This window comes from Mucilaginibacter sp. (assembly GCF_036568825.1).
GTDB lineage: Bacteria > Bacteroidota > Bacteroidia > Sphingobacteriales > Sphingobacteriaceae > Mucilaginibacter.
Genome location: NZ_DATCRU010000086.1, coordinates 18,555 through 30,077, shown reverse-complemented (window position 1 = coordinate 30,077; position 11,523 = coordinate 18,555). Strand labels below are relative to the sequence as shown.

The window sequence follows — 11,523 nt, the reverse complement described above, 5'->3', positions numbered from 1 at the left end:
CAGACATTTTCTTCACCTCATTCCCCCTACTTTTGTAGCGAAAAGAGAATATAATCCGTAAGGGCAATTATGAAAACAAAACCTTTACTATTGCTCACTTTATTTGTTGCCATAACTTACCTCGGGTGCAAAAAAGAGAACACTCAGGCTGGCATTTTAGGTGTGTGGACCCAAACCCATAGTACCGTTAAAATGCAGTTCGTTTTTAAAAGTGATTTAACTTTCGAAAATGATGTGCTGGAGATTGACAGTGCAAGCAAAAGTACAATCGGTTATCGTTATAAAACTGTCGGCACATACACGCTGCAGAATACTACGCTTACATTAAAAAGTACACAAAACTATTCAAATCCCGACAACAGTTACGGCCCTGAATCATCCCTTGTTGCTGTCAACGGCCAAAGCAATGACACTTATACCATTGGGTTTAATGGGCAGAAAAACATCCTTTATCTGTATTTTACCTGTCCGCCCAATGCCAATTGTGTGCCATCCCCGCTGGTTTATACTAAGCAGTAGCCGGGGATGCTTATCCACTTCAGGCCGTCTTTTTCCCGGTCACCAGTAAAATTATACCTCCTATTACCAGTATGCCTCCAGCATACGGTGGCCAGTTTACGGTATGCTGACGATCAGCAGAAACCTGTATGGGGCCGGCGTCAATAACTTTTTCTTTTTTGGTGTAGGTAAACCCTGTCCATATCAGCATGGCTGCGCCGATGATTAAAAGGACAATCCCGATGGTTCTGTTCATATTTGGTTGATTGGTAAGTAAAAAAGGAAAAAGTGCGGGAAATGTTTGATGGTGATTTTATCAAACAAATTGAATAGCCACAGGTTAAATTGATATGATACAAGAAGGCCAGATTTGGGCAAACGATATGCAGAAATTTAAAGTGATGGGCTTTGAACCTTCCGGCCTTGCCCTGATATTTGGTATTACTAAAATTGATTACCTCAATGTCGACGAAAATGGCAAACGGGAAATTCCGGTGGACATATTGGAAGAATTCCTTACAAAAGAAATGAGCGACTTTAAATTAGTATCCTGAGAATGGATTACTTGTGACAGTATTAATTTCATTAAAGTCTTTTACGGTGCTTCCATCATACCGGTGCACACCTCTTACAGCGCCAAACCAAATATCACCATCATTAGCTTCTAAAATTCCAGAAATCATTCCTTCTTTTGACTTTATTTCCATTACAGTTGGGTTTTTATCAGACAATGTCTTCCTGTCGTACCGGGAAAGTGCCCAGCTTTGGCCATAGGCGCTTATTGAACCAGTCCAAATATTGCCTTTTTTATCTTCGATTACAGAACCAACAAACTTCTGTGTGAAATTAGCAAATGAACTGCCGTCGTAACGCCACAGGCCATCTTTGCCACCGAGCCAGATATTGCGTTTTTTATCTTGGATTATGGACCAAACATATGTAAAAGGTTTGCCATTATGGGTGAACACGGTAAATTTCTTCCCATCATAAATGCAGGCATCACCCCTGGTTCCAAACCAGAATTTTCCATTCTTGTCTTCAATGATAGAATTAACATCGTTATTGGACAGTCCTTCTTTCATTGTGTAATTTCGAAAGGATCTGCCATTGTAGCAGCTTGCTCCTCTTCCTGTGCCAAACCAAATATTGCCCGTTCTATCTTCATAAATGCAACCAACATCATTACCGGCAAGTCCGTCCTTAGTCATAAAGTTCCGGAAGGATTTCCCATTATATAAATAAACACCTGAGCCAATAGAGCCGAACCATAAGTTGCCCTTCCTATCTTCCAAAACTGAAAAGAACCTGGCCGAACTTACTTTACTGGTAATATTGGTAAACGATTTCCCATCGTATCGAAAAATACCATCAAATGCAGCAATCCAAATGTTTCCCTTTCGGTCTTGTATAATATTACGAACGATGTTCTTGGGTCCGTGTGAGGTAATTAACTCTTTGTTTTCGGGCTTGGTATCAGCTTTTGGTAATTCAGTTTTGTTTTGTCCTTTACAGTAAGTGCAAAAAATAAGCATCAGGAACAAAGCATATTTGATCATTTTCTTTTAATTACTTAAGTGTTTCAACTAACCCATCCGCCCGTTCAAACGTCTCGCTTGAATGATCCAATTTTGAGCGTCCACGCTCAAGAAAACATATGAACCATTCTACCCAAGCGCACTCATCGTCACCTCAACAATATCCCTGAATATCTTTTTATCAGCACCCGACTTTGCAGTAACGCGGATGCCCTTTATGGAATTTAAAATAAACTGGGCCAGTGCGTGGCTGTCTTTCTCATTAGATATTTCACCGCTCGCCTGGCCTTTTTTGATGGCCTCGTTAAAATACTTTTCCAACTGACGGTCATTTTCACAAAGCATTTTATTTACTTCAGTATCATGCGGAGCCATCTCCACACCAGCGTTCACCAGGAAACACCCTTTGTGCTGCTTGTCACTCACCAATTCGGCAATCGTGTATTCAAACATCCGCCTGATGGCTTCTTTAGCCGACGGCGCCTTGTCCACAAGTGCTTTCATTTCATTAGTGGCTATCTTCTTGTAGTTCTCCAGCGCACGGATAAACAGCGTATGCTTATCCCCAAAGGTATCATACATACTCGACCGGCTGATGCCCAGGCCATCCACCAGGTCCTGCATCGAAGTACCGTTATACCCTTTGTGCCAAAAAATGTTCATGGCCTTTTGCAGCACCTCATCCTCATCAAAATCTTTAGTCCTTGCCATAACAGAAAAGCTTTGCCCGTTTATGAGCAAAGCTATTGATTTTTGTGATTAGTTGGTCAGTTAATCAGTTAACCGGTGATTAGTTACCGGTTAATCAGAGTCGTTTAATCTATCTCACTGAACCCTTTCACATTCGACCAATCACAATCTTATCCCCCTGATCAACTGGTCACCGGTTAACTGATTAACAAACTGCCAACTGCAAACCTGCAACTGCAAACTGATTACCTTGATCCACCACCGGCTAAAATAGTTTCCCCAGTCAGCCATTTTGAATCATCAGATGCCAGGAACACGGCAATAGGTGCAATATCATCAGGCTGGCCAATACGGCCCAGCGGCGTAGTCGATTCTGCCCATTTCTGGAAATCGCTGCCAATAAAGCCCGCAGAATGTGAGCCTTCAGTTTCCACCATACCCGGATTGATTGAATTTACGCGGATCTTCTTAGGGCCTAATTCTTTTGACAATACCTGGGTGATTGAATCAACAGCGCCTTTGGTTGCAGTATAAATAGCACTTCCCGGAGGAGTAATACGGCTCACCACCGAACCTATGTTGATCACGCTGCCGCCTTTGTCACCAAAATGACCAACTGCATTTTGGGTGGCCAACAATAAACCAAGCACGTTGGTATTAAACTGGCGGTGAAATTCATCCTCAGTAATTTCTTCTACCGGACTGAATTTATATATCCCTGCATTATTTACCAGGATATCCACTTCACCATATATGTTCTTTGCTTCGTCAAACAGGCGTTTCACATCAGCTGCTTTTGATACGTCGCCTTGTACTGCAACAGCCTTACCGCCATTGGCTTCAATTTCGGCAACTACTTTTTCAGCGCCATCTTTTGCTGAAGCATAATTTACTACCACAGCCGCGCCTTCTGCTGCCAGGCTTTTTGCTATACCTGCACCAATACCTTTTGATGCACCTGTTACTACTGCTACTTTGTTTTCTAACTTTTTCATGTCGTTATCGTGATTTAAATTTCCTTTTCGGAATGATTGTTCCGCAAATCTAAATCAAAACCGGAACGACCGTTCCTAAAAAGTTCAAAGATTATTTCAGGATGACACTTTGGTTTGGGATCAGATGGTTGTAGTGGCTATAGAGGTTGCAATGGTTGGAAAAGTTTGGCCGATCATCCTCTTAAAAATAGCAACTGTAGTATTCATAACCTTTTCAACAATTTACAACAACTACAACTTTTACAACTTGATCAAACCACCCAACTACTTAACCATTTAACAACAAATCACCAAAAACATTTGCTCCTAACTAAAAAATTTAGTATCTTTGATTATTCCTTTATGCCAACCGGCATTCAAATCATCAATGAGAAAAATTAAACCAAAACTTGCTTCGGCCGAAAGGCTGAGCAATCTTATCACGCAATATTTTGAATGGATCAAAGGGGAAAATCATACGGAACAAAAAGAAATAAAAGGTGTACCTACTGATGAAATAGTTTGGGTCCGCCAGCCCGAACCTCCTACTATTGCAGGTCTGGCACTTCACCTCGGTTTCAACAGCCTCAAAGAAATGGCAGATTATGAAACCACCGGAAAATACCCCGAGCTAATTCAAGGCGGCCGTCTGCGCATCATATATGAGTACGAGAAGAAATTGAATAACGGTCCCGCCTCCGGTGCTATTTTTGCGTTAAAGGGTATGCTGGATTGGACTGGTCAGGATGAGAACAAACCTTCTGAAGCAACCAATGTAAATCTCAAAACCGAGATCATAACATCAGGGCCGCCGCTTGCTTCATCCGAACGTGACGTGGTATTGTAACTACCTGGTATAATAGTAATCTTCTTCCTCTTTATAACTACTACTCGCATCGTCGATGACGATATTGTAGATCAACTCATAGTGCAATTTAAATTGAGAGGAAGTAAGCTGATTGATTTGTGAGCTACGCGACACAACGTTTACAGGATGTAGAGTGTTAGGAGAGGTCGCGGCATCATAAAAGCCCACCATGTTACTAAACCCAGCCATGGCTTGACTGATATTCAAACTGGAATTGACAATGCTATAATTACCGTAAGTTGAGTCTACACCTGCAACATTGTTCAACCCAATGGCTAACGGATCTGACTCAGTTCCCGGGTAATGAAAATAACCTACACTGCTGAATGTTCCATTACTGTTAAACCTTGCGTTCGCCGCATTAAATACGGATGCGCTGTAAACAGTATCGATCTGCTTTATGCCATTCACATATATTACAGTCTTTTGCTGCTGCAAATTCCATTTGCCTATTATAAGTTTAGATGCGTTGTAAGAATCGCTGCCTTTTTTACAAGCGGTAAAACTGCAGACCAACAAACTTGCCAGTAATGGGATATAAAACTTGCGCATAATTATTCAGGCTGATAATGTTTGGTTTAAACTAAAAATAAAGTTATAAATAATTACCTACAAATCAAATGCTTACAAACCAATTAGCCTCTGCACTTTTCACTGCAAATTATACCGCAACTACCCATATTGTAGTCAATCAGGGAGGAAGCAGTTCAGGCAAGACTTACGCGATTATGCAGGCGCTTTTTAGCCTTGCGGGTGAGCTACCAGCGCAGGTGATAACCGTGGTTGGCCAGGATATCCCTAATCTTAAAGCAGGCGCTTTGCGCGATGCCCTTAAAATATACAATGATTCGAAGCCGATAACCGCCTGCATTAAATCTTACAATAAATCAGAGCGTATTTTTTCATTTCGCAACGGCAGCATCATCGAATTCAAAAGTTATGGAAATGCGCAGGATTCCAAATCTGGCAAGAGAGATTATCTATTTATAAATGAGGCCAATGGAATAGATTGGGAGATTTACAGCGAGTTGGCTTTACGTACGCGAAAACGGATCTATATCGACTACAATCCCAACACTGCCTTTTGGGTGCATGACAATCTGCTTGGGCGCGATGATGTTCAGCTTATCATATCCGATCACCGGCATAATCCCTTCCTGGATAATGGCACGCACAACAAGATCGAGTCACTACAGCAAACAGATAAGGAAAAATGGAAAGTATATGCCAGGGGTATCACAGGTAAAGTCAGCGGACTTGTCCTAAGCAATTGGCATCTATGCGACGCTATTCCAAAAGACGCAAAGCTAATCGCCCTGGGGCTCGATTTTGGTTTTACCAACGATGAAACCGGCTGCATCGAAGTATACCGGTACAACGGCGAGCTTTGGATAAATGAGCTCATTTACGAAACGGGACTAACCAACCTGGATATATCCGAAAGGCTCACCACTCTTGGAATCAGCAAACACGTAGAAATTATTGCCGACAGTGCGGAACCTAAATCAATTGAAGAACTCAAACGTTTAGGTTGGTATGTGATCGGAGTAAAAAAAGGAGCCGATAGCATTAAAAACTCTATCGATATCTTGAAACGTTATAAACTAAATATCACCCGTAACAGCGTCAACATGCGCGAAGAATTAAGCCGCTACAAATGGCGCACGGACCGTTCGGGCAAAGCCATAAATGAACCTGTAGATAGTTACAATCACCTCATCGATCCGCTGCGATATATTGCATTAAATAAATTAAAAATCAATAAATTAGCTATGCCCAAAAGCAGACTCCCTTACAAGGAAAAAAACACGCAGGCGCCGCTCTCAAATCTGATAAATCTATGATCGAAAAAACGCTTAAAACAATCGATGGTAGCCTGAGGGTACGCATTCCCACCATCCTCAACGAGATCACGCTCGGTCAAATGATCGAGATACAGGAGAAGCATTACCTCGACGATCTGGATGCCATCAGCATCCTCTCCGGCATCCCTAAAGACGACCTGAAAAACGTCATCAACTTTAACGATTTTAGCGTCTTCGGCGAATCAGTCCAATCGCTGGCACACCAGATCAAATACTTGTATAATAGCGACATTGTTCCACACAACGTAAACTTTATGCTCGGCAAACGCAAAGTGGTAGTTAAGGTAGTTCATAACCTTTCTGTTGAGCCAGCCGGAGCATTCCTGGCTGCACGCGATATTATTGCCGACGAGATCAACAACCACATTAACTTGTATGGCGAAGAGAACTGGAAAGAGCATTTTCAGCCCTCGCTCAAAGCCTGCTGCAATGTATTGGCACAATACTTTTTCTGCCGTGCTACGGGCAAAAAATACGACGAATACGAAGCTGAAGAATTTAATGATGAGGTTAAAAAATTAAGGGTAACGGAGGCGCTGCCCATAGCCAAGCATTTTTTTACCTGTTATCCCGACTTATTGAAACAGAAGATCGGGTTCTTTCAGCGCCTGCATCTGTACTGGAGAAGAAGGCAGGTATTAAGGCGTTTGAAAAATTTAAATATATAAACACCATCAACTCACTCGCCGGCGGCGACATCACCAAATGGGCCGAAATACTAGCCCTCCCCTACGACCGCGTGCTAACTAAGCTTTTGCTGAATAAAACCGAAGCTGAGTATCAACGAAAGTACCAGGAGTTATTAAATGCGCAGAGGTGATTTAAGATTAGATTTACGAATTGAGTGCCTTTTTGTTAAGTCAAGGACACTCCGTTAGAAGCATTGCAATGAACCCTTAAACCAGTGAATGAATTGGGGCAAACTAATTATCGGATTTTTCTTTCGGCTTTATGAAACCAAGGCACATAATAATACCTCCGAAAATTGTTAACAATAGAACAAGATTGCCATTATCATTTTTGGCGCTCGAATAAAAGCTGTCGAACAAAATATTAAAGCCCCGGTGAAAAATAAGAACTTATTCCGGACTTGAAATCTATTAATAATTGCCATAATTCATATCATGTTAAGGTTTTCCGCAGTTAAGCTTTTGTCTGAATCAGAATTTACAAAATTTTAGAATTAGCTAAATTCTGAAAATCCTTTAATTCTAAAAATTCTGATTCAGACAATCCCCCAATCAACCAATGACAAATGACTAATGACCAATGACCAATAAACCAACAAAATGCCAATCAGAAACCAAATCGAAGCAATAACCCAATCGCTCACAGAACAACCAAATTTCATCTACGGTACAGTAAATGAGATCAATCAATTGGCTGATGACGCCTCATTCCCTTGCGTTTTCATGTATCCTTTGCAACCCATTGCTGTTTCGCCACAAATCAATGGATCAGTAGACAACACATTCTCAGTCTACATGGAATTCCTCTACAAAACAGAATTTGACCAATACACCTCCAGCAACGAATACTATGTAAATCAGGCGCTCCGCATGGCTAACGAATTTATCGTCAAAGCGTCCAAATACCGCGAAGGCGACGGCCGTTATTTCCGCATCAAAGCTGGCGACAAAGCCAAATGTCTCCCCGTTTACAACAAATTCGATGTTAATTCAACAGGTGTTAGCTTGACCCTCAGCTTAGCGACGATGTATTTCGAAAGCTATTAAGCTCTATCAACTCACCCCGACAACGCTGCGCTGGTCGACCCTCTCTGCTCCGCAAAGAGGGTAAAGAAAAAATAAAAATCCCCTCTTTACCGCTTGCGGTAGAGAGGGTGGTCGAGCGAAGCAATGACCGGGTGAGTAAATTCTGCAACATGCAAAACAAATGACCAACAACCACCTAACCGACTTCCTCGAATCCCTCAAAGCAGACATCATCCATTCCCTACAATCAAATGGCAAATACGCCACCGGGCAAACCGCACAACAAATCACTATTGATGCTAGCGATAGCGACAATCCGCAATTGCAACTACCTGCTTATTTACAAATACTGGAAACTGGCCGTAGCCCAACCAGTCCAAATGCAATACCCGGCAGCCCACCCATGATCGATCGCATAAAGCAATGGTGCCAGGTCAAAGACATACCCGACAAAGCCGCATGGGCGATCAAAAAGTCTATTGATAAAAAAGGGTTCAAAGGTACACCCGGCATACTCTCTGAGCCGCTAAGCGATGCCAATATTGATCTAAGACTCGATCAGGTCATTAATCCAATGGCCGACGAAATAGCACAGCAAATAATTGATTCATTAGGCTTGAGTTAAAAATTCACTCAATCACTAATTCACTCATTCACTAATTAAAACCCATGTCTCTCTTCCCCCAAATACGGATCACCAATCAAGTGAGCACAACCGATCATGGCATCATCTACACCAATGGCGACGTTTATATCATTATCACCGATGAAAATAATAACCCCGCCAATGGTAACAACATGTCCGTAACCGTTGCCTTTTACGACACAGGAAACACCAACAATCACGACTTTATTGTTCCCGGCCAAAGCTTATTGGTCTACAGCGGCATCCTGAGCCGGAAGCAAGCTTCGGATGGTACTATAATTGACATCCGCAATTTCACGGTGGTCGATTCTGCCGAAGGTACGCCCAGCCCACCGACGGTGTGTGATGCCGCCATCAACGCTATCATTACCGACAAAAAAGAATCTGCTCCCGGTGCCGCCGACGGACAAATTACCATCAACGCCTCATCCAGTTATGGCCCCATCCAGTACAGTTTGGATGCCAGCAATTACCAATCATCGCCTATATTTACAGGCCTGACCGGAGGCTCCTATACCGCCTACATACGCGATGCAAACAATTGTACTGCTGTTAAGCAATTCACACTGCTCACAGTTCGCAACCTGCTGATCGGCGATCCATCTGTCGACTTAGGCAATGGCAATATCTCCCGGTGGAATGCAGCTTTCAATCCAATCGTATTCACTTACCAGCGTAAAGATTTCGAGGTAACCAGTATCACACAGGATAGTCAGACACAAAAAGCACAGTTAAATATTAATGCTACAGTGATCGGCACGAAAGCCAATGAAATGATCTATGTGAATGCGGGAGCTTACAATGGCGTTTATCAGGTTTCCGGGATACAATATAATGCCCTCATCATCAATACGCCTTATGTCTCCTCGTCAACAGCAGGCGGTTATGTCAACATCAATAGCCTGCGGCCATATTACAAAATGCTCACACAGATCACTTACCAGGATAAGCTAACCGGCCAGCAACAAACCATTCAGGCTATAAACAGGCCGGATAATAAAGGCATCATTCGAGCAGATTTCTCCAACTTTCTGCAAAGCCTGCTGCGCGCAAAAGACGAAAGCACTTTTACCCAAGCAAACTTTCGCGACGATAACCTGAGCGCCAGCTATCAAATCCAATATGCTGAAAGCTGGGACAACGGCACGGCAGACGGTTACACCTCATCCTATATTCCCATTACCGATCCCTATTATGTGGTTTATTCAGCCAAGCAATTAGGTACCAAATACGGTGGCAACCTGGCGGCCTATGTACCTTTTGCATTAGTGACCGACAATTCTCAACTGGCCAAATGGGTCACCGATTTTGCCGAACCTGCTTACTCCAACGGCTACCCTTTTGATATCGGTTTTATTTATAGCGAGAGCCTGCTTGGCCTGAATATCTATTATGAACTCACTTTACTGGATATAAACCGCAATCCATTGCCCGGAGATGCACAAGCCAATTTCCTGTTAAACGAGGACGGTTCATGGCTTTTAAACCAGGATAGCAGTAAACTCATCATTTCAGGGCAAACTATTTCTACAACGCCTCTTCCGGCGCAATTAGGATTGAACCGTTTATTGATCAACGGCAACTTCCCCGATGAAGCACGATATCTTACCCTTACCTTAAAGTACGATGACGAAAATGGAGCGACTCACGCAATAACCCAAACCCAAACTATCCGCATTGATGATGCAATTGATGAGCGCTCTGTTTACCTGCGGTGGATAGGCTTAAGTGGCAGCTGGGAATATTACCGCTTCGTTTACAACCAGGAAATTTCGCTCGATGTGCAAAACGCCACCATCATCAAAAACTTTGTATCCGACTGGGAAAACCAGGATGGTATCGAAGAAGTGATCTCCAAAGATGCAGGCCAAAAAATGAAAGTGATGGCCGAGGACTTGTCGGTTAACGACATCAAAGGTCTGCAGTCCATCAAATATTCCCCTAAAGTGCAGATGCTGATCAACAAAAACCCGGTTAAATGGCAAACCATCGTCATCAACACCGCCACCTACAGCGAATACGAAACCATGAACGGCCAGGCGCCTTTCAGCATCACCTTCAATATGCCATCCATTAATATACAAACACAATGATTCGGTGAATAGTGAGTGGTGAATAGTGAATAATTAATCAAAGTTAATAAGTCATAGTTGACCATTGACTACTCACCACTCACCACTCACCACTCACCACTCACTATTCACCACTCACCTGCCGAGCGTTATTTCTTGTACATTATTTATAACCATACCCGCAGCTGTATAACTATAATTGATATGCAAGAGCAGCGAATTGCTGGTCGGCATTTCAAACGAATAGGTTTTTCCCATCATTATTGCCGTGATCTGCGAAAAGGTAATATTGTTGCCGGAAATATTATAAGTAAACCCAAGAGGCGGTACAGAAACGAAATTAGGATCAGCAGAATATTCCTCAAGACCTGTACCGTCGTTTTTAAATTGAATATAAACATTAGTAGCCGTATCAGAAAAGCGGACGGTATAGGGTGTATCCGAAAAGGCATTTGAAGACGATGTGGTTGTGTACTGCCGTACATACCATTTACCTATTAATGCAGCCGGGATTTGAGACTTGGCATCCTTTTTACAAGCCACAAGGTTACCCATTAAAATCACCAAAAAGAGTATGCCGAAAACTTTATTCATTAAGATTTAGATTATTGGTACATCTAAGTTAATAAATATCACAATAATCCATGCTTTAACCTTGCA

14 protein-coding genes are annotated in these 11,523 nt (G+C 42.5%); 8 read left to right on the top strand and 6 right to left on the bottom strand.

The features are described from left to right. Window positions 1-69 precede the first annotated feature (69 nt). Window positions 70-519 carry a hypothetical protein gene (locus tag VIM89_RS18740; protein WP_488157710.1) on the top strand — a complete coding sequence of 150 codons (450 nt, stop codon included), beginning with the start codon at window positions 70-72 and terminating at the stop codon, window positions 517-519. Between the two features lie 19 nt (window positions 520-538). On the opposite strand, the gene VIM89_RS18735 is transcribed toward VIM89_RS18740, so the two are convergent. Further along, on the bottom strand, window positions 539-754 hold the full coding sequence (locus VIM89_RS18735) for a hypothetical protein (protein WP_488157709.1): 216 nt from the start codon (window positions 752-754) through the stop codon (window positions 539-541). 94 nt (window positions 755-848) lie between these two features. Between VIM89_RS18735 and VIM89_RS18730 the strand changes: the two genes are divergently transcribed. Beyond that, window positions 849-1,052, top strand: coding sequence for a hypothetical protein (locus tag VIM89_RS18730; RefSeq protein WP_488157708.1), 204 nt, complete (start codon window positions 849-851; stop codon window positions 1,050-1,052). Here the strand turns inward: VIM89_RS18730 and VIM89_RS18725 are convergent. The 3 genes from VIM89_RS18725 to VIM89_RS18715 all read right to left on the bottom strand — a co-directional run bounded on the left by VIM89_RS18725 (window position 1,041) and on the right by VIM89_RS18715 (window position 3,718). Then, complete coding sequence (locus tag VIM89_RS18725; protein ID WP_488157707.1) at window positions 1,041-2,054, bottom strand: ligand-binding sensor domain-containing protein; 1,014 nt, start codon at window positions 2,052-2,054, stop codon at window positions 1,041-1,043. The genes VIM89_RS18730 and VIM89_RS18725 overlap by 12 nt on opposite strands. Before the next feature lie 108 nt (window positions 2,055-2,162). After that, complete coding sequence (locus tag VIM89_RS18720) at window positions 2,163-2,744, bottom strand: TetR/AcrR family transcriptional regulator (RefSeq protein WP_488157706.1); 582 nt, start codon at window positions 2,742-2,744, stop codon at window positions 2,163-2,165. 224 nt (window positions 2,745-2,968) lie between these two features. Continuing rightward, a complete protein-coding gene (locus VIM89_RS18715; protein ID WP_488157705.1) occupies window positions 2,969-3,718 on the bottom strand; it encodes an SDR family NAD(P)-dependent oxidoreductase in 750 nt (249 codons plus the stop codon). 367 nt (window positions 3,719-4,085) lie between these two features. On the opposite strand from VIM89_RS18715, the gene VIM89_RS18710 reads away from it, so the two are divergent. Next, complete coding sequence (locus VIM89_RS18710; protein WP_488157704.1) at window positions 4,086-4,544, top strand: hypothetical protein; 459 nt, start codon at window positions 4,086-4,088, stop codon at window positions 4,542-4,544. On the opposite strand, the gene VIM89_RS18705 is transcribed toward VIM89_RS18710, so the two are convergent. After that, entirely contained in the window at window positions 4,545-5,117 is a 573-nt protein-coding gene (locus VIM89_RS18705) for a hypothetical protein (protein ID WP_488157703.1), read from the bottom strand. Window positions 5,118-5,185: 68 nt separating this feature from the next. On the opposite strand from VIM89_RS18705, the gene VIM89_RS18700 reads away from it, so the two are divergent. The 5 genes from VIM89_RS18700 to VIM89_RS18680 all read left to right on the top strand — a co-directional run bounded on the left by VIM89_RS18700 (window position 5,186) and on the right by VIM89_RS18680 (window position 10,884). Further along, window positions 5,186-6,409, top strand: a complete 1,224-nt coding sequence (locus VIM89_RS18700; RefSeq protein ID WP_488157702.1) for a terminase large subunit — start codon at window positions 5,186-5,188, stop codon at window positions 6,407-6,409. After that, window positions 6,406-7,098: a hypothetical protein gene (locus VIM89_RS18695; RefSeq protein ID WP_488157701.1), complete on the top strand. Its 693-nt coding sequence runs from the start codon at window positions 6,406-6,408 to the stop codon at window positions 7,096-7,098. Before VIM89_RS18700 ends, VIM89_RS18695 begins: the two co-directional genes overlap by 4 nt. A 621-nt stretch (window positions 7,099-7,719) precedes the next feature. Further along, complete coding sequence (locus VIM89_RS18690) at window positions 7,720-8,166, top strand: hypothetical protein (protein WP_488157700.1); 447 nt, start codon at window positions 7,720-7,722, stop codon at window positions 8,164-8,166. Window positions 8,167-8,326: 160 nt separating this feature from the next. Further along, on the top strand, window positions 8,327-8,770 hold the full coding sequence (locus VIM89_RS18685) for a hypothetical protein (protein ID WP_488157699.1): 444 nt from the start codon (window positions 8,327-8,329) through the stop codon (window positions 8,768-8,770). A 44-nt stretch (window positions 8,771-8,814) separates the two neighbouring features. Beyond that, window positions 8,815-10,884 carry a hypothetical protein gene (locus VIM89_RS18680; RefSeq protein WP_488157698.1) on the top strand — a complete coding sequence of 690 codons (2,070 nt, stop codon included), beginning with the start codon at window positions 8,815-8,817 and terminating at the stop codon, window positions 10,882-10,884. 114 nt (window positions 10,885-10,998) lie between these two features. Here the strand turns inward: VIM89_RS18680 and VIM89_RS18675 are convergent, their stop codons facing one another. Next, window positions 10,999-11,457 carry a lipocalin family protein gene (locus VIM89_RS18675; RefSeq protein WP_488157697.1) on the bottom strand — a complete coding sequence of 153 codons (459 nt, stop codon included), beginning with the start codon at window positions 11,455-11,457 and terminating at the stop codon, window positions 10,999-11,001. Window positions 11,458-11,523 lie beyond the last annotated feature (66 nt).